28 protein-coding genes are annotated in these 24,639 nt (G+C 38.5%); 15 read left to right on the top strand and 13 right to left on the bottom strand.

Going from position 1 to position 24,639, the window contains the following annotated elements; genetic code table 11:
* Positions 1–216: 216 nt before the first annotated feature.
* From FJOH_RS19465 to FJOH_RS26870, 5 genes are all read right to left on the bottom strand, one after another.
* Positions 217–1,401 carry a DUF3570 domain-containing protein gene (locus tag FJOH_RS19465; protein WP_012025736.1) on the bottom strand — a complete coding sequence of 395 codons (1,185 nt, stop codon included), beginning with the start codon at positions 1,399–1,401 and terminating at the stop codon, positions 217–219.
* Between the two features lie 12 nt (positions 1,402–1,413).
* A complete protein-coding gene (locus FJOH_RS19460) occupies positions 1,414–1,584 on the bottom strand; it encodes a DUF4266 domain-containing protein (protein WP_235023078.1) in 171 nt (56 codons plus the stop codon).
* A gap of 59 nt (positions 1,585–1,643) precedes the next feature.
* Entirely contained in the window at positions 1,644–2,594 is a 951-nt protein-coding gene (locus tag FJOH_RS19455) for an FAD:protein FMN transferase (RefSeq protein ID WP_012025735.1), read from the bottom strand.
* A complete protein-coding gene (locus FJOH_RS19450; protein ID WP_012025734.1) occupies positions 2,578–3,012 on the bottom strand; it encodes a thioredoxin family protein in 435 nt (144 codons plus the stop codon). Before FJOH_RS19450 ends, FJOH_RS19455 begins: the two co-directional genes overlap by 17 nt.
* Before the next feature lie 99 nt (positions 3,013–3,111).
* The gene (locus tag FJOH_RS26870; protein WP_073099528.1) at positions 3,112–3,309 is read right to left on the bottom strand and encodes a VIT1/CCC1 transporter family protein; all 198 of its coding nucleotides are present in this window, start codon (positions 3,307–3,309) and stop codon (positions 3,112–3,114) included.
* Positions 3,310–3,449: 140 nt separating this feature from the next.
* Here FJOH_RS26870 and FJOH_RS27385 point away from each other — a divergent pair, with 140 nt between their 5' ends.
* From FJOH_RS27385 to hemA, 4 genes are all read left to right on the top strand, one after another.
* Positions 3,450–3,563 (top strand): DUF5777 family beta-barrel protein, encoded by a 114-nt coding sequence (locus FJOH_RS27385; RefSeq protein ID WP_316916991.1) that lies wholly within the window; start codon positions 3,450–3,452, stop codon positions 3,561–3,563.
* 131 nt (positions 3,564–3,694) lie between these two features.
* Positions 3,695–4,129, top strand: a complete 435-nt coding sequence (locus FJOH_RS19445; RefSeq protein WP_012025733.1) for a hypothetical protein — start codon at positions 3,695–3,697, stop codon at positions 4,127–4,129.
* Positions 4,130–4,149: 20 nt separating this feature from the next.
* Positions 4,150–4,740 (top strand): globin family protein, encoded by a 591-nt coding sequence (locus tag FJOH_RS19440; protein ID WP_012025732.1) that lies wholly within the window; start codon positions 4,150–4,152, stop codon positions 4,738–4,740.
* A gap of 221 nt (positions 4,741–4,961) precedes the next feature.
* The gene (gene hemA / locus FJOH_RS19435) at positions 4,962–6,266 is read left to right on the top strand and encodes a glutamyl-tRNA reductase (RefSeq protein ID WP_012025731.1); all 1,305 of its coding nucleotides are present in this window, start codon (positions 4,962–4,964) and stop codon (positions 6,264–6,266) included.
* Between the two features lie 382 nt (positions 6,267–6,648).
* Here the strand turns inward: hemA and FJOH_RS26865 are convergent, their stop codons facing one another.
* Complete coding sequence (locus FJOH_RS26865; RefSeq protein WP_123875748.1) at positions 6,649–6,906, bottom strand: hypothetical protein; 258 nt, start codon at positions 6,904–6,906, stop codon at positions 6,649–6,651.
* A gap of 81 nt (positions 6,907–6,987) precedes the next feature.
* Between FJOH_RS26865 and FJOH_RS19425 the strand changes: the two genes are divergently transcribed.
* Positions 6,988–7,440, top strand: coding sequence for an Hsp20/alpha crystallin family protein (locus FJOH_RS19425; RefSeq protein WP_012025730.1), 453 nt, complete (start codon positions 6,988–6,990; stop codon positions 7,438–7,440).
* Between the two features lie 295 nt (positions 7,441–7,735).
* Here FJOH_RS19425 and FJOH_RS19420 read toward each other — a convergent pair whose 3' ends face one another.
* The 3 genes from FJOH_RS19420 to FJOH_RS19410 all read right to left on the bottom strand — a co-directional run bounded on the left by FJOH_RS19420 (position 7,736) and on the right by FJOH_RS19410 (position 10,625).
* On the bottom strand, positions 7,736–8,287 hold the full coding sequence (locus FJOH_RS19420; RefSeq protein ID WP_012025729.1) for a zinc ribbon domain-containing protein: 552 nt from the start codon (positions 8,285–8,287) through the stop codon (positions 7,736–7,738).
* Positions 8,288–8,780: 493 nt separating this feature from the next.
* Entirely contained in the window at positions 8,781–9,599 is an 819-nt protein-coding gene (locus tag FJOH_RS19415; protein ID WP_012025728.1) for a helix-turn-helix domain-containing protein, read from the bottom strand.
* 30 nt (positions 9,600–9,629) lie between these two features.
* Entirely contained in the window at positions 9,630–10,625 is a 996-nt protein-coding gene (locus FJOH_RS19410) for an SDR family NAD(P)-dependent oxidoreductase (RefSeq protein ID WP_012025727.1), read from the bottom strand.
* Between the two features lie 357 nt (positions 10,626–10,982).
* Between FJOH_RS19410 and FJOH_RS19405 the strand changes: the two genes are divergently transcribed.
* From FJOH_RS19405 to FJOH_RS19395, 3 genes are all read left to right on the top strand, one after another.
* A complete protein-coding gene (locus FJOH_RS19405) occupies positions 10,983–11,747 on the top strand; it encodes an SDR family NAD(P)-dependent oxidoreductase (protein ID WP_012025726.1) in 765 nt (254 codons plus the stop codon).
* A 67-nt stretch (positions 11,748–11,814) separates the two neighbouring features.
* A complete protein-coding gene (locus FJOH_RS19400) occupies positions 11,815–12,249 on the top strand; it encodes an ester cyclase (protein ID WP_012025725.1) in 435 nt (144 codons plus the stop codon).
* Between the two features lie 94 nt (positions 12,250–12,343).
* The gene (locus tag FJOH_RS19395) at positions 12,344–13,255 is read left to right on the top strand and encodes a helix-turn-helix domain-containing protein (RefSeq protein ID WP_012025724.1); all 912 of its coding nucleotides are present in this window, start codon (positions 12,344–12,346) and stop codon (positions 13,253–13,255) included.
* A 238-nt stretch (positions 13,256–13,493) separates the two neighbouring features.
* Here FJOH_RS19395 and FJOH_RS19390 read toward each other — a convergent pair whose 3' ends face one another.
* Entirely contained in the window at positions 13,494–15,002 is a 1,509-nt protein-coding gene (locus FJOH_RS19390) for a sensor histidine kinase (RefSeq protein ID WP_012025723.1), read from the bottom strand.
* A gap of 110 nt (positions 15,003–15,112) precedes the next feature.
* Positions 15,113–15,406 (bottom strand): TIGR03643 family protein, encoded by a 294-nt coding sequence (locus FJOH_RS19385; RefSeq protein WP_012025722.1) that lies wholly within the window; start codon positions 15,404–15,406, stop codon positions 15,113–15,115.
* A 246-nt stretch (positions 15,407–15,652) separates the two neighbouring features.
* Between FJOH_RS19385 and FJOH_RS19380 the strand changes: the two genes are divergently transcribed.
* From FJOH_RS19380 to FJOH_RS19370, 3 genes are all read left to right on the top strand, one after another.
* Positions 15,653–16,336, top strand: a complete 684-nt coding sequence (locus tag FJOH_RS19380) for an SDR family NAD(P)-dependent oxidoreductase (protein WP_012025721.1) — start codon at positions 15,653–15,655, stop codon at positions 16,334–16,336.
* A 12-nt stretch (positions 16,337–16,348) separates the two neighbouring features.
* Positions 16,349–17,761, top strand: coding sequence for an SDR family oxidoreductase (locus FJOH_RS19375; RefSeq protein WP_012025720.1), 1,413 nt, complete (start codon positions 16,349–16,351; stop codon positions 17,759–17,761).
* 192 nt (positions 17,762–17,953) lie between these two features.
* Entirely contained in the window at positions 17,954–18,454 is a 501-nt protein-coding gene (locus FJOH_RS19370; protein ID WP_012025719.1) for a response regulator, read from the top strand.
* Between the two features lie 129 nt (positions 18,455–18,583).
* On the opposite strand, the gene FJOH_RS19365 is transcribed toward FJOH_RS19370, so the two are convergent.
* Entirely contained in the window at positions 18,584–19,540 is a 957-nt protein-coding gene (locus FJOH_RS19365; RefSeq protein ID WP_012025718.1) for an AraC family transcriptional regulator, read from the bottom strand.
* 98 nt (positions 19,541–19,638) lie between these two features.
* Between FJOH_RS19365 and FJOH_RS19360 the strand changes: the two genes are divergently transcribed.
* The 4 genes from FJOH_RS19360 to FJOH_RS19345 all read left to right on the top strand — a co-directional run bounded on the left by FJOH_RS19360 (position 19,639) and on the right by FJOH_RS19345 (position 23,141).
* Positions 19,639–20,937: an amidohydrolase family protein gene (locus tag FJOH_RS19360; protein WP_012025717.1), complete on the top strand. Its 1,299-nt coding sequence runs from the start codon at positions 19,639–19,641 to the stop codon at positions 20,935–20,937.
* A gap of 158 nt (positions 20,938–21,095) precedes the next feature.
* The gene (locus FJOH_RS19355; protein WP_012025716.1) at positions 21,096–21,503 is read left to right on the top strand and encodes a cupin domain-containing protein; all 408 of its coding nucleotides are present in this window, start codon (positions 21,096–21,098) and stop codon (positions 21,501–21,503) included.
* A 136-nt stretch (positions 21,504–21,639) separates the two neighbouring features.
* Positions 21,640–22,557, top strand: a complete 918-nt coding sequence (locus tag FJOH_RS19350) for an alpha/beta fold hydrolase (RefSeq protein ID WP_012025715.1) — start codon at positions 21,640–21,642, stop codon at positions 22,555–22,557.
* 71 nt (positions 22,558–22,628) lie between these two features.
* Positions 22,629–23,141, top strand: coding sequence for a RidA family protein (locus tag FJOH_RS19345; protein WP_012025714.1), 513 nt, complete (start codon positions 22,629–22,631; stop codon positions 23,139–23,141).
* Between the two features lie 1,009 nt (positions 23,142–24,150).
* Here the strand turns inward: FJOH_RS19345 and FJOH_RS19340 are convergent.
* Complete coding sequence (locus tag FJOH_RS19340) at positions 24,151–24,603, bottom strand: carboxymuconolactone decarboxylase family protein (RefSeq protein WP_012025713.1); 453 nt, start codon at positions 24,601–24,603, stop codon at positions 24,151–24,153.
* Positions 24,604–24,639: the final 36 nt, after the last annotated feature.

Raw genomic sequence — 24,639 nt, 5'->3', positions numbered from 1 at the left:
TATAGACGGGCATACATGCATTTTGGTTTTTGCTGTGGTTTCTTTCATATTATTATAGACTTAAACCTTTTGTGGTAAAAATGGCATGCCCTTGAAAAATGGGAATGGTTTGTTTTTGGCTGCTTGAATAGAGATATTCGCATCTCAGTATTGCTTTCTTGTTTTAAGAGCAACGTAAAAAGCCCAATTTTATATTTGGGCTTTTTATATCCAATGCTATTTATACTTGATGTTTAAACTAATGATATCAGAGCTCATGTTAGTGGTTCTGTTGTAATGTCCGTAACGGATCTCAAGAGTATTCCAGTGTTTAAGCCCAAAGATTCCATTAGGGGGAGTAAATTTCATTCCCATTCCAAAGAAACTGCTCTCGAATTTAGACAAGTCATAGTTGCTGGTGTAATATTGATCAGCTGCAGTATGCTGTGCATAACCTTTGAAATACTTTGTGCCGCTCTGAGTGTAGTACCTGTAAAACGGACTAAATGAAAGTGATTGTGTTACCTTCACCGGGATTTCAAGATCGGCAGTATGCGCCTTTAGGCTCCAGTCATCAGTATAGTAACGATAGTAAGCCCGTATAATTATAGCATCACCCAGAAAATAACTGGCCCTGATCCCCAAGGGTATTTTTAATCTGCTGTCGGGCATTTTTTCCTGATGAACCGAATAGTCGTTAAAATATACCCTGTGAAACGGCAGGCTTAAATAGCCGTTCTGGCTGATTAAATCAGCCACGAAAAGCAATTGCAGGTTTTGGTTTACTATTTGGGAATAGCTCAGGGTTCCGGCAAACGTATTGCGTCCGGCAGTGTCATAACCTTCGCTTCCCGGGCTGCGAAGTTCAAGGGGGGCAATGAGTTTGAGCTGGTCAATAAAGGTTTGAAATTTAGCAGTAAACTCGCCGTTTCGGTCTCTTGTTTTCTGGGAGAAGCTGATATTTGCTCCAAATGACTGGTAGTCAAACTCTGTAGAGGACGAAACCCCGATGCCGATCGTTCTGCCTTTTTGCTCATTTTCTCTAAGATACATCAGGGAAGGGTAGAAGCGGTTGTCTGAGGAAGAAGCGGATGAATTGGCGCTCAAATCAATCCTATCGGATGAGGCTGAAGTGTAATGGTCAATTCCGGCTTCAATATCAAAAGTATGTTTGATTCCGGTCTGTCCGTACTTGACCAGTTTAACATCAATGGTGTTGGCTATATCGGTCAGATGCTCCGAACCTATGCCGCCGGTAACAGCCGAATTGTTCCCGTCTTGTTTGTAATAGCTCGATACCAGGTTTACCTCTTCGAGTTTTAATTTTCTGCTTTTGTATCCTGTGGAGTCACTTGGGACATCCTGCGCCTTGGCCTGAAAGAGCATCAGCAGCGCAAATCCGGTAATGAATTTTCTTTTCATTTCTTTTTGCTATTAATTACAGCCGCAGCCGCCGCCGCTTTTTCCTGAATTTGCCCCGGAAGCTCCCTCTCGGTAGGATTGAAAACTAAGTTCTGTCTTTTCGATTTTTCTATTGGAAAGCACCATTTCAGAATCGTTGATTTTTCCCTTCTGGTATTCTTTTACCGGGGTGCAGGAACCCATAAGGATACCGGCAAATGCAGTACTGCATAAAAGTTTTAGACTTTTTTGTTTTGGTTTTTTCATCTCAGGTGAATGTTTTTTGAAGTGTAAATTTGATTACTCTCGTCAATGATAATACAATATAGATCCGGTATCTGATCTATTAAAAACAGACCTGCCTGAATGCCCATTACCGCAATAGGAGTGGCCATGGCATCGGCAAATTCAGCGTTGGATGCAATGACGGTCACGCTTTTTATTCCGGTTATCGGCAGTCCCGTTTTTGGGTCAATGGTGTGGGAATATTTTTTACCGTCGATTGTTACGTATTTTTCATAATTACCCGAGGTAGCCACCGCTTTATTAGAGATTTCCATATAAGAGAATGCTGCGTTTGGAGAATCGGGATCCGCCACGCCGATGGTCCATTTTTGCCCGTTTGGCTGCAGTCCCCAGGCGCAGAGATCTCCGCTGGCATTGATGATGCCGCTCTGCACATTATGCTTTAAAAGTACTTGCTTGGCCTTTTCTGCGGCATATCCTTTTCCAATACCCCCAAAACCGATCCGCATGCCTTTCTCTTTCAAAAATACCGTCGTGTTTTCCCTGTCCAGGATAATATTTCGGTAATTGATAAGATGGACCATTCTAAGTGCTGTCTGGGAATCCGGCAGGCTGTTCATGGATTTATCAAAATTCCAGAGACTTTTGTCTATGCTTCCATAAGAAATGTCAAAAGCGCCCTGTGTAATTCCTGAAATTCCAATTGACCTTTCGATAAGATCAAACACTTCCAGATCAATTTTGACCGGCCTGATTCCTGCATTTTCATTGATCAGATTGGTCTGGCTGTCCGCTTTGTAGGTGGTCAGGAGTTTTTCGATCCGCCTGATTTCTTCAACAGCCAGGTTGATGTACTCATTACCGGTCTTTTGATTCTCGGCCACAACGGTAATGGTAAAACTGTTTCCCATCAGTTTTAGCGACTGGGAATACTTCTGCGTTTTGGGAATGTTATTTTCGGCTGTCACAGATCGCTTTTATTTCGGCAGTCCACTCCTCAGGTGTTTTTTCGGGTTTTCCATGCCAGGTTTTGATTACTCTGCCCTCAGCATCCAAAAGAAGCGTTAAGGGAAAACTGCCTTCCTTGTTATATATTTCGGCTAATGCTTCGTTTCGTTTCACCTGTTCCGGGGTTCCGGTATTTTTCTTTTTTCTCGGAAAATCAGCATTAACCAATACTAAATTTTGATCTGCCATAGCTGTAAAGGCAGGATTTTCAAAATAATCCCTTCGTGTTGCAATGCAGGGGCCGCACCAGTCCGAACCCGAGAAATTCAACAGGATTAATTCGTGCTTTTCCTTTGCCGTCTTTTTAGCATTATTAAAGTCAGGTTCCCAATTTATAGGCAGAACCGTTACCAGCAGGAGTAATGTAATGAGTTTCATTTCCAGTTGTTTTAGAGATATACGATAAAACGAATTGAGCGGTTTCTTATTTTTTTAAATTGCTTAAGATTGGCTTAAATTTTAAAGCAGATTTTATTTTTATGAGGTCTGCACCCCGAAAATGTATCCGGCCAGTGCGGATGCGGCCATTGCAAAAGTACCCCAGATACAAATACGCAGGACTGCAGTCAGCATGTTTGATCCTCCTGCCCTGGCGGCCAAAAAGACCGACAATGCCAGAAATGCGATAGAGCGGCCGTATTGGTAAAATACCGTTTGAAATTCCCAATATGCCATAGGATTTGGAGGAAGATATTAATTCTCTAAGCTGCTGGTCCTTAAATATGGATTATGCGGCGCATTTAAACAGGGCGCCAAATTCTCTTTAATTCATTATTTATAGGTTTTGATCTGGAAACCGGCGGTCATGTTTTCAGATCCATTTTACCAGTTCACAGGCAATTGATCAGGCTGGGTATCTGGGAAGAATCACTGGCGACTGGACAAAAGGAGATATATTTTTTGGATTTAATCTTACCAGAGTTTACTAGTACCTGCTTTATAATTAAATTATTAGGTAATTTCTGTATTTAAAACGATTCTAAATTGATCAATTTGTAATTATTTCTAAAACCGCAGGGCTAAAGTACACGTAAGTAACTTTAAAAAACTTACAAAAATTATGAAAACTAATAAAATAATCAAAAAAGGACTTTTTATACTCAGCGGAATTATTGGAGTCTTTATCGCCATTTTGCTTTTTCACATTATAACAGCCAAACCGCCCGTTTATGACACCCCAAATCTTCAGGTAAGCAGAATCGATTTTAAATCAGACATCGATTCTATGCAGGCCAGAAAAATCTGTGCCGACCTGAGAAACATAAAAGGTCTGACATCAGACTCTATTATCGTTAAAAGAAATGTTGTGGTCTATTTCCATAATAATAAAATTACAAACTCGGAGAAAGTTTTCAACGAGCTGATGGCTAAAGGTCATTATGATGCGCAGCGTTATATACTGCCGGCAAATTTAGCAGACAAAGAAGTCTGCCCAATGAACCAAAATAGTTTGAGCTATAGACTGTCTCAAAAGATAAATCGTTTTTTTAATTAACCCTTTAATACTTTAAATTTATGAAAGTTTATTCAAAACTTACACTTAGTGTACTAATTGCTGCATCGGCAGCTATGATTTCCTGCAGCAGCAATGACGATGAAACCCCAGCACCGATTAAGGCTTCTATCTATGAGCGATTAGGCGGAACTAAAATGGTTTCTGATCCTGATAATTCCGGCCAGATGATTGAGCAGGGACGTTTGAGTTTCCGCAAAGTGGTAAATTCAACTATCGGATTGATTGTTGCCGATATCCAATCGAATGCTTCAGGCAATCTGCAGGCACATTTTGCTCCTTTGCTGGCAGAAACGGGAACGACCCAGTCTACCAATATTGCTAAATTATCAGATAATCTGACTGATTTCTTTTCGTTTAATACGGGAGGAACAAATGCTGTAAATACATATTCTGGTTTGAACATGGTTGCAGCTCATGATCCTGCAAAAAATCCTCGTATGGGAACAAAATCCAGTAATGCAGACTATACAAAATTCGAAGGATATGTTGGAGCTGCGGCCAATGCAAATGGTGTTGCTTCAAATACAGAACTTTATACCGATATAGTTGCTGTTTTGGAATCATTGAGAACTCCTATAGTTCAAAAATAAATTTCTTCTCAAAACGCTGCCTTTTTCAGGCAGCGTTTTATATTTCAATACTATTTGAAGTATATAAATATTTTTGAAAAGCTGTCAGCTTTATAATATAAGGAAATTATATAAAACCGCAGTTTAAATCCATTTATCCCATAGTGATCAAAAAGCACTTCCGGCGCTGTTATATAAATCTGCAGTTACTAATTTTTGAACTTTTTAAGGAAACCATAAATATGGAAAATTTTAATATGCCCAGATCTACGACTTTTTACGCATTAGGATTAAGTTACAAGAAAGCAGATGCAGTTATAAGAGGAAAATTTAGTTTAGATGCCCAGGCACAATCTGATTTATTGCTGCAGGCTAAGGCAGAAGGCATAGAATCATTGGTTGTTACCTCTACCTGCAATAGAACTGAAATTTATGGTTTTGCCCATCATCCTTATGAACTTATCAAACTGCTTTGCGAAAACAGCAATGGCTCCATAGAAGAATTTCAGCAGGCTGCTTATATATATAAGAATGAAGAAGCTGTCAGCCATATGTTCCGGGTAGGAACAGGTTTGGACAGTCAGATTTTGGGTGATTTTGAAATCATCAGCCAGATTAAAACCGCTTTTAACAATAGTAAACAGGAAGGCTTGGTCAATACATTTCTGGACCGGTTGGTAAATACAGTTATTCAAGCCAGCAAAAAAGTTAAAACTGAGACGAAAATTTCTTCCGGGGCAACGTCAGTTTCTTTTGCATCAGTGCAGTATATAATCCGAAATGTGGCAGATATTGGAAGCAAAAATATTTTGTTATTCGGAACAGGGAAAATAGGAAGAAATACGTGCGAAAACTTAGTAAAACATACTAAAAACAGTCATATTACTCTTATAAACAGAACAAAAAACAAAGCCGAATTATTGGCTGGCAAGCTGAATGTTATTGTAAAAGATTATGCTGATTTAAAACAAGAACTGCACCAAGCCGATGTGCTGGTTGTAGCTACAGGAGCACAAAATCCGACTATTGACAAAGCATCGCTTGCTTTACAGAAACCCTTATTGATTCTGGATTTATCCATCCCGCGCAATGTAGATGCCAATGTAGAAGAAATACCCGGTGTAACTTTAATACATCTGGATGCATTATCTCAAATTACGGATGACACGCTGGAAAGAAGAAAACAGCATATACCTGCTGCAGAAGCCATTATTGATGATATGAAATTAGAACTGAATACCTGGGTAAACGGCCGAAAATGTGCTCCGACTATTCATGCATTAAAATCCAAGCTAAATGATATTGTATCTGCCGAATTTGCTTTTCAAAAAAAGAAAATAACCCATTTTGATGATGCTCAGATGGATTTAATAAGTTCCAGAATTATTCAAAAATTGACAAACCATTTTGCCAGCCATTTAAAAAATGAAAACACTTCAGTGGATCAAAGTATTGAATTTATTGAAAAAATATTTCAGATCGGACAGCTTGCACCCAATAAGACTTCTTCACCAATAGCTGATAAATACAAAATCAATCTCTCATAAATACATAATTTACTATTAAATCGGAATAGTAAGTCCAGATATGATGAATTACGTTTTTTGAGTGGGCACAAAATAAAAAATGAATTTCGGAATATGGAAAGGCTGTGATTTAGAGGTATATTTTATGCAGGCTGAATTCTCACTGCTTCAACTATTATGGGGTTATGGAGTGTTTTTTAGGCATTTATTTTGTGCTTGTACTAAAAAAAGTGTTTTTGCTGCACTGGGCCAAAGGTTTATTTTACCCTGTTAAAAAATTGTTTTTTGTTTCAGAAAAAGAATATTTCCCAGGGAGACTCCTAAGGAATCTTCCCTGTCTTACCGGTCTGTTTTTTCTTGTGATACCGAGCAGCTATTTTTCATTTTCCTGCGCGGCAGTATCTTATTTTGCGGATCCTGCAGGGTAGGTAAGAGCTATGATGGTCTTTTCAAGAATGAATCTCTTATCTTCAAAGCGGCAGGTATTGGTTTTAGTGATAAACCGTTTCTCCATGGTTCTGACCCGGCAGTGTTCGGGGAATTTAGACCGGAAGATCTTACCCTTCTGATGTGAAGCTTTCCTTCCTCTATAAAGACAGGGTAAAACTGACAATTTTTCGCTTATGAAAACTGAAAAAATGTCATTTTTTTTCTCTGGCATAATTTTGGTTTTTTTTGTGACTGGCACTGCAAAAGCAGTGTATGTTCAAAAATATTGTATAACAATTAAAAGTAAAATGTTATGAATCTTATCAAAAGAAATGCAAACCAGCATCGTGCTTTGCCGCATACGTTCTTTGATGACGTTTTTGGCCGCGAGCTTTTCAATTGGGAAAACAAAAATTTTTCTACAACTAGTACCACCCTGCCATCGGTAAACATCAAAGAGACTGCAGAACATTATGAAGTCGAAGTGGCCGCCCCCGGCCTGGAGAAAGACGATTTCAAAGTGACCCTTGACGGAAACCTGCTGACTATTTCTTCGGAAAAAGAAAATAAGCAGACCATCGAGCAGGAGAATTTTACCCGCAGGGAATTCAGCTACCAGTCTTTCCAGAGAAGCTTTGAGCTGCCTAAAAATGTGGTCGACGAAGAAAACATCACTGCACGTTATGTGAATGGCCTGCTTCATCTGTCCATACCCAAAAAAGAGGAAGCCAAGCAGAAGCCGCCTAGAATGATTGAAATTGCCTGATTTCTAATCGATTATTTTAACCTTTTTTATTTTAAAGCTGTTCTCCGGGACAGCTTTAATTATTACAAAAAGCTATAGCCATCTTCTCTGCCCTGGCCGTGCTGTGCCGTTTACGGCAGTGCTGTTTTGCAAAATTTCAGCCGGCATTTGTAAATATAGGACGTCCCCCGGCAAGGGACCACTGGGCTGTAAAGGAGTCCGCTAGTAGTAGCTGTCTGATCTGGCCGGACTTTTGCCAGTTGTTAATTTGATGCTGCCACAATACTTGAAGGGTAATTCTGTACAGCTTATACAGCTATTTGTACATTTGCGGCGTCACAGTATATTTGGTAATAAAGGCGCCGGTCTTATCTGCGTAGGAGTAATTTAAAGTAATATCATTATCTCTGAAAAATTTCATATCAGGATGGGTTTTTGCATACTGGAGCACCTGAGGAAAAATATATTTTTTAACAGTATCCACCTGGACTTGCTCTTTTGTGATCCCGACCAGTACATAATTGTATTGAATGGTTTTATCCGGTAAAACCGAAATATTTTTCAAGGTAGTATACTGATCCACACTCATGGGACAGGTTTTATTAAATTCATTGGCAAATTCAGTGAGCTGCTTGTCCATGGATGGTTTAAAAAAGAATTGCGTAGCAGCAAACATGATCGCAAACCCGATGGTGAAACCTAAAAGTGTTTTCAAATCAAATTTTTTATCCGTTTTTGCTGCCTTTCGGGGTGCAGTCGCAGTGCTGCTGTTTTGATCTTCCGTGCCATGTAATTGATAACCGCAGGCAGAACAGTATTTCGCGTTTGTATTATTTTCATTCTCACAGTTCAAGCAGGTATTTTTCATGCATTCCTATTTTTTTATTTTTTAATGAGTCATCTGGTAGTAATCGAAAGTAAGTGTTGTATATAGAAATTTTAGTCTGATAAAATTACTGATGACGAATTTAAATAAAAACGATGCAGAAATGTTACGGGTTTCCACATTTTATAGGTTTTTAAATTGGTTGAGTTCCAAAGTTAGCGGTACGAGATCTTGGATTTCTACTTTTTGATGTAAGCAGCGCTTTAAAAATAGTTAGTTCTAGTAATCTTCTTTCTTTTAGGTTGATTTTATATTTTTGGAGAAATGGCTGAAGTGCAGCGGTATCGGTAAAATTTCAATAAAATGCAAAGGGGGCTGCTATTCAAAATAAATAGCGAAGAGTGTGATTTTAATCATTACGGCACATGTGAATAGTATGCGCCGCGATCCTGCCGCAAATTTTGAAACAGCAAATTAATTGTAAATTTGCCATAGCTTTTTGTATCGTTTTTAAAAAAGGCACTCAGAAAGAGCGCTAACAGTTCGTATTGCTTTTTTTCAGTTGAGTTGGCGGGTAGCCAAATTGTTTTTTGAATGCAAATGAAAAATGCGATAAATTCTCAAATCCTATCTCGTAAAAGATATCAACAGGGTTTTTATTATTTTCGGCAAGCTGGTAATGGGCTAATTCTAATCTTTTTTGGGTTAGCCAGCGTTGCGGTGTAGTATTGAAAGCCTTATGGAAATCGCGCTTAAAAGTGGTAAGACTCCGGCCTGTTAAATAGCCAAATTTTTCCAAAGGCATATTAAACATAAAGTTTTTCTCCATAAAAGCAGTTAAATCAATTTTATCAGGTTCTTCAAAGCTGGCCAGTACAGCATCAATAGCGGGATCAATGTTTCTAAGAATTGAAATTGCTTCAGTGATTTTCAATGAAGCGATATTCTCAGGAAAGTTGTCCTGCATGTCAAAATAAGGAATCAGCGAAGCCAGACAGCTTTCCAGCAGAGGATGTTTATGGAAACTGAAAATTTTTGGTACGGCAGTTTTTAATTTTGCATTTTGGTGATCGTAAAATTCACGAAGCCTGTCAGCCGATAGATGCATCGCAGCTGCTTTGTGGGGCAGTCCATCTTTTGGAATATTAATGATTGCCGCCAATTGGTTTCTGGGAATTAAAAAAGTACTGCCCGGGCCAAATACAAAAGTTTGATCTGCCTGGATAATTTTGGTTTCACCTGAAATTAACCACACAAGCAGATGGTCATTAAAGGCGGCTTCCGTTTTAAACAGCTTGCCGCTGTAATTGGAAAGTTTGATGTCTGGGTGTATGTAATTGACCTGATAATCCATAATTGCTTGTGCGGTATAAAGATACAAATATTAACTAAGATCGAAATGTATTCCGGTCATTTCCTGGCTTAATTTCCATAAACGTTTTGCATTTTTTTCATCTAATGAATAAGGTGCAACACCTCCAATAATTTTTTCATTTGAATTTAAAGATGCTATATCTGCGTTTTCACAATACACACCGCCAATATTGTTAAGCGATTTGCTTGTCGCAGCCCAAAGGGTTGTGGCTGCACCTTGCGGGATCGTTTTTAATGACGCGGCTACTTCCGGCAGTATATTTCCTTCAGCATCACTGTAACCGAGTTTTTGGAACAAATCAGCTGGCGCTTCTCGAGCTAATTCTGTTTGCCCAACAGCGCCCGGACATAAGCAATAACTTCTCACATTATACTTTTTTGCACGCGTGTCTAATTCCATAGAAAAGAGATTCACCGCTGTTTTTGACTGTCCATAGGCCTGTAAGGTCTCATACTCCCGATTTAGAAAATTAGGATCTTGAAAATTAAAATCTGAAAATTGATGCCCTCCTGAAGAAACATTGACGACTCTGGCGCCATCAGCTTTTTTTAGTGCAGGCCATAATCTTGCCGTAAGCTGAAACAGTGCCAGATAATTGGTGGCTAATTGTGATTCATAGCCTCGGGAATCCCTGCGCAGCGGCACCCACATAATCCCTGCATTGTTAATGAGCAGATCAAGCGGTCTTTCTGAATGCAGATACTTTTCAGCAAAAGCATCAAGAGAACCGGGATTCATTAAATCCATGTTTTCTATTATTACATTTGGAGTTCCCTCGAGATTTCTTTTCGCTTTCTCTGCATCTCTGGCCGGTACAATGACCGTTGCCCCTGCCGCCGCAAGTGTTTTGGCCGTTTCCAGGCCAATGCCTGTATTCCCGCCCGTTACAATGGCAGTTTTCCCTGTAAGGTCAATTCCTTTTATAATTTCCTTTGAGGTAGATTTTGCGTCAAATCCCGAACCTGTGGCTTTCTGTAATTTTCCGTGATAATTATTCTGTTCCATTTTTTTAATTTAAATTATTTTAACAGGACAAAATTAGAGGATGAAACAAGCAGCCACTTTGTTTAAACGTCTTAATATGGTTTGTTTAAACGTCCAAAACAAAATGATCCCTGCCATCTTCTTTACTGCTGCTGTACTGGTATTACAAAGGAGCTGTTATTCCATACGCCTGCCGGCATTTTTCCCCTGGCTGTGCTTTCAATTTTACCAAAATGCGGGTTATAGATATTCAATAATCTAAATTGCGTTTTGAAAATTCCATGTTACCGTTTTTGGCTACTTAAATTATGGTTTTGGCTAAATTTTCTTTCCTGTATCTGCGCAAATTTGCAGCATAATAATACTAAAATAATCATTATGTCATCACAAAGTAAAATTGCAGTAATAACAGGAGGGAGCCGCGGTCTTGGAAAAGACATGGCTGTAAATCTTGCCAAAAACGGATTGGATATAGTTTTAACCTATAACACTCAAAAACAAGCAGCAGAAAATGTTGTAAAACAAATTCATGATCTCGGACAAAAAGCGGCCGCTATAGCATTGGACGTCTCAGATTTTTCCAGTTTTGATTTTTTTGAAAAAAATCTTAAAGACCAATTAAACAATTATTTCAACTCAGATGGTATTGATTATCTGATCAATAATGCTGGGTTTATTCACTATGCAAATTTTGATGTTATCACTGAAACTCAATTTACAGAAATGGAAAATGTACATTTTAGAGGCCCATTTTTCCTTACTCAAAAATTACTGCCTTTAGTAAGAGCTTACGGAGGAATTGTAAATGTTTCATCTGGACTAACCCGCTTTGCCACGCCGGGATTTGCAGCTTATGCGGCACTAAAAGGAGCAATGGAGACATTGACAAAATATCAGGCAAAAGAACTTGGCGCAAGAAACATACGAGTAAATGTTATTGCTCCGGGGGCTGTTGAAACTGATATTATGGGAGGTGCGGTACGAGATAATGTAGAAATGAACCGATACCTGGCCTCGCAAACGGCTCTTGGAAGAGTCGGAGTACCCGAGGATATTGGAGGAGTGGTAGCCTTTTTATGCAGTGATGCCGGCGGGTGGATTAATGCGCAGCGTATCGAAATTTCGGGAGGTTCAAATTTATGATCAAGCTTAAAAATAGTTAGCATATTGTTGAAAAACTGAATTTTACAGATAATTAGAAGCATATAAAATGGAAAAAGAAGATAATGGAGTTGTAAAAGCTCTGACGAAACAGGAAATAAATACCATTGAAAGGTTTTATGCAGCGTGGAACCTTAAAAAGCCAGAAGTACTGGATGAAATCTGCATGCCCGACTGGAAAGATATTCCACTGGCACCGCAGCAAGAAGATAATCCAAAAGGACTGCAGGCAATTATGAAATTTTTGTTCGAATTATGTCCCGATATAGAAATTGTAATTCATGAGATATTTGGCAGCCATGAGCGTGCAGCGGTAAGAGCTTCAATGCAGTTTACGCATGTAAATGAAATTATGGGAATTGCTCCAACGAATAAGAAAGTAACAGTAGCGCTGCACGAATTTCATTATTTGAAAAATGGTAAACTGACCCATACCTGGCATTTAGAAGACTGGTTTGGTCTTGTAATGCAGAGCAAGCAATAAAAATCAAATAGCATATTGTCTAATAATTTTTTGAATATACTTTTAAAAGTACCCATGAGAATTAAGAGTGTCAAAAAACTGTAAATTTGCAGCTATGGAAGTAATTAGAATAAAAAGCATCACAGAGTATCATCGGTTTAGAGGTCTTCCAAAGCCGGAACATCCACTAGTAAGTCTGGTCGATTATTCACAGGTAAAATTCCCGGATGATGAAAATACGACAAACATGGTGATGGATTTTTATTCTATTGCTTTAAAACGGGATATTGGAGCCAAGCTCTATTATGGCCAGCAGCTTTACGATTTTGACGAAGGTATAATGTCATTTATAGCACCAGGGCAGGTCCTGCGACTGGAGCAGGATCCTGATTCATTACATAATGGCACGGGGTATTTATTGCAAATTCACCCAGACTTTTTATGGAATTCATCATTAGCAAAAAATATTAAGAGCTACACGTTTTTTGATTATTCAATTAATGAAGCACTATTTCTTTCTGAAAAAGAAGAAAATACCATTGTAAGTATTTTTGAAAATATAAGAGACGAATACCATACCAATATTGATAGATTTACGCAAGATTTAATAATTGCGCAGATAGAATTGCTGCTCAAATATTGCGACAGATATTACAGCCGCCAGTTTCTTACAAGAAAAATCAGCAGTCATCAAATACTATCAAAAGTGGAAGATTTTTTGAATAATTATTTTGATGATAAAAACCGGGATGAAAGAAATCTTCTTTCTGTCCAGACCGTTGCTGATAATATGAATGTTTCCTCAGATTATTTAAGCAGTTTACTGAAGCTTCATACAGGTCAGAATACGCAGCAGCATATTCACAATAAACTCATAGAAAAAGCGAAAGAAAAACTTGCTGCCACTAATTTGTCAATTGGTGAAATTGCGTATGAACTGGGATTCGAACACCTTCAGAGCTTTAGTAAATTCTTCAAAAACAAAACAAATGCAACACCTTTAAAGTTCAGAGCTAAGTTTAATTAATTCTTTTGTATTTTCAAGTTTTTTCAAAATTCTCTATTTAAATAAAAAAGCAAAGCGGTCTTAAAGAAGAGTCGGAAACTAAAATGAAACTAAAATGAAAATAAAATGAAAATAAAATGAAAATGATTCAAAATAAGCATGTTAAATAAAGTTAAACAATAAATGGCGTCAATTGTCTTCAATTGTACTTAATATCTATGTAAAATTCCTCTAATGGATTGGTTGTAAATTTCAATTTCTACAGCGTATCGGCTTTTTGTTGTAAAGGAAGGGTCACCGTAAATTCAGCGCCGTTGTCCTTTTCCCCGGCTGCAGTTATTTTACCATTATGCCTTTCGGCAATCTTTCTGCACAGGGCAAGCCCAAGGCCATTTCCCTCGTACTGGTCTTTGGAATGCAGTCTTTCAAATGCCGTAAAAATCTTTTCTGCAAATTCAGCCTCAATTCCAATACCATTATCCTTTATTTTTATCTGTACAAAATCCTGGCCGTCACTATTGATGATGCTGCTTGTTATGATAATCCTTGGAGGCTGGTCCGCTTTGGAAAATTTTAAGGCATTTTGCAGGAGGTTATAGAAAAGCTGGTTAATTAAAATCGGCGCTCCCTGAATCTCGGGAAGATCAGAAGTAACTAAAATAGCACCTTTTTCCCTTATTATGAGCTCAAGGTCTATTTTTATGTCTTCAATAACCTTATTAACATTAATTGTTTCTATAACCTGTGAAGTTTTGTCAAGGGTGGAATAGGTCAAAATTCCCTCTATGATATTTTCCATTCTCTGGGCAGACTGGCTTACTTTATGAAGGTATTTTTTAGATTTTTCATTAACATTTTCTTCTATGTCATTTCGTAAGAGTGTATTGAAAAATTTAATTTTTCGCAGCGGCTCTCGAAGATCGTGGCTCACTACGCTGGCAAAATGCATCAGATCACTATTGGAACGCGTGAGCTCATTTGTACGGCTTGCGACCTGCTTTTTTAGTTCCTCCTGAAATTCCTTATGCTCGTGTATATCCTGAACAATACCAATGATGGTCTTTGCAGACCCGTCTTTGTCCTTGATAATCTTTCCGTTGATTTTAGCCCAGCGGTAGGAGCCGTCATCATTTAAAATCCGAGCCTCATAGCATATTTTTCCCGTTGCCTCCGCCTGCTGATGGGCTTTTTCGCGCGCATGAAGGTCCTCTGGGTGCAGCTTTGCAATTAAATCGTCATTTGTTGTTTCGCTTCCAATGGAACAGATCGTATTGAAATTTGCTGAAGTCTTGATTTTTTTGGTTTCAAGGTCTATTTCATAACTTCCTATCCCGGAGCTTTCTATGGCTATGGTTAATTTTTCATTTGCTTTCAGGGTTTCTTCTTTTGCTTTGTGCAGATCTGTGATGTCAGCGCCGGTGTTAAGCACGCCATAGACTTTTCCATGCTCGTCAAAAAGCGGAATAAAACTATAATTAAAGTAATATTCGGTCATAATTCCCTGCATGACCAGATCTACTTTTCTGCCCACAGCATGAAAAGCTGTTCCGGTTTTAAAAACGCCAAGGGCCTCATCGAGAATCTGCTGGTTTTCAATTTCAGGAACAACACTCAGATAGGTTTTTCCAAGTACATCATTTCCTTTGCCCCATGTTTTGATCATGGCATCATTGGCCAGTGCAATTTCTAAATTATCTCCCACATATACCCCGATGGGAAAGGGAATAGCATCAATTATATTTTGTAATAGCGCAGGATTTCGGTACATAGCGTTAGGTTTGTTTGGTATATTTTAATGGCGAAGCTATTATTTTTTAGGAGTTTAGGGTTACATGAATTCTGCATTTTGTATCATAATTCCAATAATACAGATTGTCTCTATTGTTTCTGGTTTGATTTTTTGTTATTGGAAATGGTCCGCTGCTCACTGTACTTAAAGCGGTTAACTCCCGCACTGCGTTTCCGAAGATGCTTTGTTTGACAGTTTTCTACCCTTTTGCGCCAAAGTCTATAGCTGCAGGGTTTGAGTTCCTTCTTCATTAAGGCTTTTACATCAGCCTCCTGAAATGCAAACTGGCAGGCAATGGCCTCGAAAGGAGTTCTGTCTTCCCATGCCATTTCAATGATGCGGTCCAGGTCAGGATCGGCAAAGTTCCGTTTTACTTTTTTCATAATTGCTTTTTTTTCGGGATTCCCAGTCGGGAATTAAGGAGAGCATAGCGAAGTTAAATAAAATAGTTTTTATTTTGTTTAATATTTATTAAAAATAGTTAAACAATTATTATCTTTAACATTAAGATATCATCTTATATGAAATACCGCTTTTGGTCCTTTTGATATTTTATAAATACTATCTTATTTAATTGAAAATCATAGCATAAACAATCAGAACGGTTCTTTAATTCTAATCTTAAAAAAATGAAAACTATTGTAATTGTTGGCGGCAGTAAAGGAATCGGTAATGGTGTTTTAGTGCAGCAGCTGGAAAATTATAAGGTAATCAATATCAGCAGAACAGCTCCCGATATTACCCATCCAAATTTAATTCATTTTTCAGTTGATGTGCTCCGTGATGCTTTGCCTGAATTTGAAAGTATAGATGCCCTGGTGTATTGTCCGGGGTCCATAAACCTCAAACCCATTCTGGGCTTAAGCCTGGATGATTTCAGAAAAGATTTTGAAATTAACGTGATGGGTGCCGTCAAAGTGATTCAGCATTATCTGCCTGCGTTAAAGAAAGGCGAAAAACCTTCTATTGTTTTATTCAGTACCGTTGCGGCAAAGCTCGGAATGCCTTTTCACTCCAGTATTGCAGCCTCTAAGGCAGCAGTGGAGGGTCTGGTTAAATCGCTCGGTGCTGAACTTGCCCCGTTAATTCGTATAAATGGTATTGCCCCGACTATTACAGAGACTTCTTTGTCGGAATCTATTTTAAGAAACGACCGTATGAAAGAAAATATGATCGAGCGCCACCCCTTGAAAAATTACCTCAAGCCCGCAGAGGTGGCCCGCATGGCAGGGTATCTTATTTCTGAAGATGCAGCATCAATTTCAGGCCAGATTTTCGCGATGGATTATGGTTTGGTAAGCTTTAAATTGTAAAACAGCTCAGAGATGAAAATTTTATTAACAGGTGCTACAGGTTATATCGGCAAGAGGCTGCTGCCCTTGCTCCTGGATCACCGAAATGAGGTGGTCTGCTGCGTCCGGGATAAAAACAGGTTTTATTTTCCTGAACAGTTTAAAAATAAAATACAGGTCATTGAAGCTGATTTTCTGGATCCGGAAAGTCTTAAAAATATCCCTGATGATATAGATGCAGCTTTTTACCTGATCCATTCCATGTCCGGCGCTTCCAATTATGATGAATTGGAAAGCATTTCGGCACATTATTTCACTCAAAAAATAAACCAGACAAATGCAAAACAAATTATTTACCTGAGCGGAATTGTAAATGATAAATCACTATCCAAACATTTATCATCAAGAAAGGCGGTGGAAGATATTTTAAAGACCGCAGCAGTGCCATTAACTGTACTTCGGGCGGGAATAATAGTAGGATCAGGAAGTGCCTCTTTTGAAATAATACGCGATCTGGTGGATAAACTGCCCATTATGGTTACCCCTAAATGGCTCAATACAAAATGCCAGCCGATTGCTATTAGCGATGTTTTGGAATTTTTAATCCGCTCGCTGTTAAACCCGGTAGTTTATAATGAAAGTTTTGATATCGGGGGACCTGATATTTTGACCTACAAGGAAATGCTGCTGGAGTTTGCCAGAGTAAAAAAACTCCAAAGATACATTTACACCGTACCGGTGATGACCCCGAAATTATCGTCTTACTGGCTGTATTTTGTGACGTCAACTTCTTTTAAGCTGGCCTCGGCGCTGGTTAGCAGCATGAAAGTAGAAGTCATCTGCGGAGATAACAGAATTAATAATTTACTGGGAGTTACACCTATTGCTTACCGTCAGGCACTAGAGAGGGCTTTGAAAAAGATCAGTGATGATGATATCATCTCGAGCTGGAAAGACTCCCGTGTCAGCGGACAGTTTAAGGGAAATGTTTCCCAATACCTGAAGGTTCCAAAAAAGGGATGTTATATTGACAGGAGAAAAAGAGCAATCATAAACAGGGAATATACCATTGCACGAGTTTGGTCCATAGGCGGGGAGACAGGGTGGTATTATGCCGACTGGCTTTGGGATCTGCGCGGGTTCATCGATAAGATTTTTGGCGGTGTAGGCACAAGGAGGGGAAGGACACATAAAAAGGAAATACATGCAGGAGATGCACTGGATTTCTGGAGGGTGGTATACGCCGATAAGAAGCAGGGCAAACTGGTTTTATATGCCGAAATGAAACTTCCCGGCGAAGCGTGGCTGGAATTTAAAATAATCAACAATACCTTGTATCAGGCGGCCACTTTTAAACCGCGCGGTATTATGGGCAGAATCTACTGGTATGCTGTCTTGCCATTCCATGGTTTTATATTTAACGGCATGCTTAAAAAACTCATTTAAGGATACAGCGGACAACATGGGCTGGCTCGCAACTATTTTACAGCTGGGGGTTATGGTATTGGGATACCTTATTTTACTATACTGCAGAGTTTAAAAGGGTTTGTAAAATGAGATCATGGGAGTATTCTTTTTACAGCATATAATTTCATTTGGACATTTTTAGTACATTTAGACATTGCAAAACTGCTTGATATGATAAGTGTTGATAATCAGGATACTGAAAGCCCAGAAGAAAAAGAGCCGGTAAAAATTCTGCTGGCCGAGGATGATACCGAAGACCAGGAATTATTCATCGATGCCCTGGATGAAGCGAAGATTGCTTCTGAGGTAACGACTGTTGAAAACGGGCAGGAGCTCCTCGATACGCTCAGGGATGAATCCCAGAGCGATCCCGATATTATTTTTATAGATGTCAATATGCCCGTTAAAGGGGGTAAAAAGGCGCTGGAAGAAATAAAGAAAGACGATGAGCTTCGCGGCATTCCCACCGTTATGCTCTCCACCTGGGACCATCCTTCGGATATTGAAGATGCCTTTGCTAAGGGGGCGGACCTTTATGTGCAGAAACCAAATTCTTTTAACGCTTTTGTGCTGCTGCTGAAAAAAGTCTTTCTTCTGCACTGGGCAAAAGCCTTATTGGGTCCAGTCAGAAATTTATTTTTTGTTTCGGAAAAGAATGTCGGAAAGGAGTAAAGAACTGCTTTATAGTCTGCGTGTTTGACCTTGCGCGATCATTTAATTGATTTGGCTGCTTTAGTTTCAGGCTGCTCAGGGAACTTTATAAAACTTTGGGCTGTCGAAAACCCGGTCTATTCTTAAATTCTATTTTAGTTTTTGGAATGATTTTGGCTTTATTCCAATATGTTGTTCAAAAGCTTTGGCAAAATGACTTAAATTAGAAAAACCCATCTTAAAGCCAACCTCTGAAACAGTCATTTTATTTTCTTTTAGCAATCGTGAAGCTTCCTTCATTCTGAACTTTTGGTAATAGCTAAACAAACTGTCGCCAAAAATTTGTTTAAATAATCTTTTAAACTTTGATTCGCTCATCCCTACTTCTGAAGCCAGGTGTTTTATAACTGGAGCCACAGCAATGTTATTCAAAATTAGATCTCTCACCTTATAAATTTTTTGAACATCAATTTGATTTAGTGCGTGTGTAGTTGGATTTTCTCTTTTAAAAAGCTCTTTTAGAGTCAGGCATATTAATTCTTCGGCTTTGATTTTAAAAAAGAAATCAGTCAGGGAATCCGGAACGTCAGTCTGAATAATTTCCATGGCCACCTGCTGAATTTTTGGCGAAAGCAGCTCTTCAAATAAAATCGGCTGTTCGCTGGTAATAATATTTCTGAAAATTTCATTGTGAATATTCACTCCTAGAGTTTTGGCTAATTTATCGGAATCAATTCCAATGAAAATAGAATTGAATTTAGTTCTGCCCGGATAGAATGTTTCAATATTAAGTTTTCCCTTAAAAATTTGAATTGAAGGAAGATTTCCTGAATATTTGTTTTTTGAATCAGCATCAGGAAAAATAGTATTGAAAGAAAATAGTATTCGATTCAGTGTATTTTGACCTCCTAGTCTTTTCGCAAGCACATTGTCATTAAACTCATAAAAACTTACAAGCATATTTATGGAATTGTCTAATCTAAATCCTCTTAAATAGCCTTTCCCTTTATTATCGGGTATCACTAATATTCCATTGTTTACTTCTGTGCCTAATAAATCGGCAAAACCCGCTAAGAAACCGAATTCTTCCTTTATATGTAATTTCATTAGAATGACCTTTTAGAGCTATTATTGTGCCAAATGTAGCTATTTTAATCATTATTGACTAGATAACTTTGTCGGAAAATTATTTTAAACGATTCAAAATGACTAATACTAAAAGTAAAGCCATCATCAATGCCAATGTATTTGATGGCAAAAATGTAATTGGTAAAAAAACAGTTGTCTTTAGTGGCGGGGTAATTACTTCAATTTTAAATGACTTACCAGCTGACATAGATGATGTGATTGACGGTGAAGGCTGTACTCTGCTGCCTGGTTTAATAGATGCCCATGTGCATACCTCTGTAGAGTTTTTAAAAGATGCATTAAAATTTGGTATAACTACCGAATTGGAAATGATGGGAGGATTTACAAGTAAAGGACGTGAAAGCCAATTAATAGGAGTTACCGGTGCTGCCGATGTGCGTTCTGCTGGTATGGGCCTGACAGCTCCCGGCGGTCATCCTGACGAACTTATTCCTAAAGGTGACGGCATTCCTGAATTTGTCTTAAAAGAAATGGAGAAAATGACTGAAGAAGAAAAGGCCGTTTTTGCAGCTGCCCACCAGGCTCAAAAAAAAGAAGAAGAATTAAGTGCAGATGTTACTTCACTTAACGGAGCGATAGATTTTGTGCGTCGTCAGGTAAATAACGGCGCTGATTATTTTAAAATAATGATTGAAGAAGGAACTGTAATGAATGCACCTGGATTACCTCTCATTGAAACTCCTGTATTACAGGCAGCGGTAGACGAAGCTCATAAATTAGGCAAAATTGCCATAGCCCACGTTTTAACAGCAGAGGCGGCAAAAACGGCGGTTGAAATTGGTGTTGATGGTTTGGCACATTTGTTTATTGACAGACCAGATTGGACGCAAGATCTTATTGAAGCCATCGCCAGCAAAGGAATTTTCGTAACACCCTGCCTGGTATTGAATTCATCGATTATAGGAAATTCTGCCTGTCATGTTGCACATGATGAAAGAGTTGAAAATAAATTGAATGAAGACTGGAAAATGACAATGTGTTCTTGTTTCAATACTTTTCCAGAAGGCAGTATGGAGGATAACTTTAATAATGTGAAGGATTTGCATGATGCTGGAGTAGATATACTTGCTGGAACAGACGTTTCAGTACCGATGCCCCATTTAGGAGGTCTTGCCCATGGTGTGAGCGTTCATCACGAAATGCAGCTGTTGGTACAAGCCGGATTAAGCCCCATTGAAGCATTACAATCTGCAACATCGGTAACTTCCAAAAGATTTAATTTATCGGACAGAGGATTAATTGCTGAAGGAATGAGAGCTGATTTGTTATTAGTAAAAGGTGATCCTACTAAAAATATTTCAGATTCTCTGTCTATAATGGGTATATGGAAAGAAGGAGAATCTTATTACAGCTAGTTTTACAGGATTGCTTTATTCATAATACTCATAACGCCGCTTTTGTCCACTTCATTTCTCAGTTTGTCCATCTGGGCAATATTATTAGTTCAATGCAGGTAATGCCATGGTACTTTTGACAAGGAAATTAATAAAACAAATACATAAAATTATACAATATGAAAACTTTAAATTTTGCATCAGCCGCAGTTTCTGCTCTCAGCTTTTTAGCATTGATTCTTACAAGTACTGTTTCTGCTCAGCAATCAGGAATAAAACGTACAGATTTACAACGTTACGATCTTACTGTACCGGGATACCAAACGGTTCAGGCACGCATCGATTTTGAAGCTCATACCGCTTTTGGAAAACACTCTCACCCCGGTGAGGAGGTTATTTATGTCCTTGATGGCGTACTAGAGTATGAAGTTGAAGGTCAGTCTGCTGTTAGGTTAAAGGCTGGGGAAGTACTTTTTATTCCGGCTGGCGTAGTTCACTCAGCAAGAAATAACAGCCATGTAAAAGCTTCTGAGCTGGCAACATATATAGTAGAAAAAGGAAAACCAGTTTTGGTAATGCAAAAGTAAAGAGCTGATTATTATTAAAATTTATAACAACATAAAATTATTAATCTGATTTATAATTAAAGAAACCGCAATTTTGTCCGGTCAATAAGAAATAAAAAAAATAAAAACTTTAAATAATAATTAAAACACAAAAGAAATGAAAACCAATTTAAAAACAATCTTAACAACAAGCTTCGCCATTTTTTTAGCAGCAGTAACAACTGCATTCTCTCAAAGCCAAAGAAAACCGGCAAGCCTTGGAAGAGAAGAATATATTGAAGTAGAAAAAAATGTAAAACTGCATGTAACGGATTTAGGAGAAGGAAAACCGGTTGTACTAATTCACGGATGGCCATTGAGCGATGCGATGTACGAATACCAATATGCAGAACTTATCCAGAAAGGATATCGCGTTATCGGAATCACCTTAAGAGGTTTTGGATTATCAGACAAACCGGGCGGGGCGTATAACTATGATGTTTATGCAGATGATATCAAAGTGATTCTGGACAAACTTAAAATTGAAAATGCAACTATCGGTGGATTCTCTATGGGAGGTGCGACAGTTATTCACTATGCAGCAAAATACAATGCGGCCCATGTTTCAAAACTGGCATTGTTTGGTGCGGCAGCGCCTTTATGGACAAAAAGAGCTGACTTTAACTATGGTTTCTGGACAAAAGAAGATGTAAATGGTCTTATTGCCCTTAATAATACCAACAGACCACAATTGTTTGAGAATTTTGGAAAAATTTTCCCGGCCAATGAAACAAGCGTATCTGCAGGACAAGGTGCATGGCTGGGAACTATTCAGGCGCAGGCTTCTCCCTATGCAATGGCTGAATCTATGAAAGCACTTCGTGATACAGATTTAAGAGAAGATTTGAAAAAAATCAAAATTCCAACTCTTATTCTTCACGGAACACAGGACAAAATTTGTTCTTACGAATTAGCTGAGCAAATGCACAAATCAATTAGCAATTCTACTTTGGTTCCATTCGAGAAAAGCGGTCATGCCTTGTTTATTGAAGAGCTTCCAAAATTTAATGCCGAATTGATCAAATTCATAAAATAAGTAAAAACAAAATCAGGAAAGCTGTCTTTTAAAGACGGCTTTCTTTTTTAGATAATTATAAGAGGGAAATAATGAAAAATATAGTAATGCTTGCATTAGGACTATTGAGTTTTAATTTGTCAGCACAGAGTCCGGAGAAAAAATTAAGTCAGTTAGGAATTCAATTGCCCCAAATACAAGAATCCTTAGGAAGTTATGTGGATATGGTGCAAGTTGGAAATCTGGTCTTCCTTTCGGGAAGAGGACCGCTTAAAGCAGATGGGAAATACATTGTCGGCAAAGTAGGACAGGAACTCACCACTGATGACGGTTACCGAGCCGCCAGATTAACGGCTATAAATCAGCTGGCGATACTTAAAGGTGCTTTTGGAAGCCTCAATAAAATAAAAAGAATAGTAAAGGTAAACGGTTATGTAAATACTGCCGATTTGTTTACTGAGCAGTCAAAAGTAATGAACGGCTTTTCAGATTTATTAATTGAAGTGTTTGGTGAGCAGGGCAGGCATGCGCGTACTTCCGTGGGGGTGTATACCCTTCCGCAGAACATGGCCGTTGAAGCAGAAATGATTATAGAAATGAAATAACTGCTTAAGCAGAATTAAATTCGCTCCGCCATTCGAACCTAATTTGCGAAGACTTTGATTTTAATGATTTAAGCTTGATGACAAGAGTGATAAGCCACGATTCTGCCACAAAATTTCAAATGGAGGATTATTGGTAAAATTGTCATTTTTTTGTGGCAAAAAGAGGCTGACCTGTGCTGTCATAAATGTCAATTACCGCAGTAAGGTCAAGACAGCCTTAATCGGTCTCAAACAAGATGCTTGATTTTAAAAAGTCTTTTCCGTTTATATTATCAATAATTTAATGATCAGGCCCAAAACGGCTTCGTCCGGTGAAGGCAGGGCCGGTTAGAGGATAGAATCTTTTAGTAATTATCCGGATAAGATCAGGGGATCTAATACTTGTTATTTAGAAAATTTCTCCAGTTGGTTAGTTGGTTAGTTAGTTAGTTAGTTAGTTAGTTAGTTAGTTAGTTAATTTTTCTTCTTTTGTAGTTTTTTTTTATTTTGACCAGTGAAGGGGAGGTTGGCTGAAAGGGAGGAGTATTTGAAAAATTGGTCGCAGGCTATAGGTCCGATTTAATATACTCGAATTTAGTCTTTTTAAGTATTGATTTTATTTAGTATATCCTATTCAGAATTCGATGTGCGATGATTGTACCACAAAACGTTCCTCACTGAAAAAAAACTGTAAATTCGCCTCAAATGTTTGTGGCATACATGTTATCAACTCCACATAGTCAATATGGCTTTTTGAGTCTATTTATAAGGGATTTTTTAGATATGCTTTAATTGGGTTGTTGAAAGGGAAGGCCGAGCTAAAAGGCAGTTTTTAGAAGAAATCTTTTTTTATTTTAGTCATATGCTGCCGGGGGCTGAGTTCTTATTTTTGAACTGTGATGCTGCTGATTGGCTTTGGTATTCATGAAAAAGAAATGAGCCCGAAACAAACGGGCTCATTATTATCAGACCTGATTATAATTCTAAGGTTTTGTATGGAGTCTTTTTAAGCCCGCATTAGCTTGCAGTTTTATGCCAGACTTTGTCCTATAGGCAGTCGGGTGCTCAGTACAACCCTGTTCCAAAGATTGATGGTAATTACGGCAGTTATGATATCTGCAATCTGTTTTTCGCTGAAAAAATGCACGGCGCTTGAATAGGTCTGGTCTGATAATCCCTGTTGATGTATTAATGTTATTTCTTCCGTTATCGCCAGCACTGCTTTTTCTTCTTCTGTAAAAATATCCCCCGCTTCCCTCCAGGCGCTCAGAAGAAAAATGCGCTGGTTTGTCTCGCCGTTTTTAACCGCGTCCTGGGTATGGATGTTGATGCAGTAGGCGCAGCCGTTGATCTGCGAGGCGCGGATCTTTATGAGTTCTTTGGCTGTCTTGGAGATGGAAATCTTTGAAAGATAGCTTTCAAGGCCGATCATCGCTTTCAGTGCATCAGGGGCGGCCTGTTTGATGTTTAGTCGTTTTTGCATGGTATTGTTCTTTTAAAATTCTTCAATGCAAAATTG

The organism is Flavobacterium johnsoniae UW101 (assembly GCF_000016645.1).
Taxonomy (GTDB): Bacteria; Bacteroidota; Bacteroidia; order Flavobacteriales; family Flavobacteriaceae; genus Flavobacterium; species Flavobacterium johnsoniae.
This window is presented reverse-complemented; position numbering and strand designations above follow the sequence as displayed.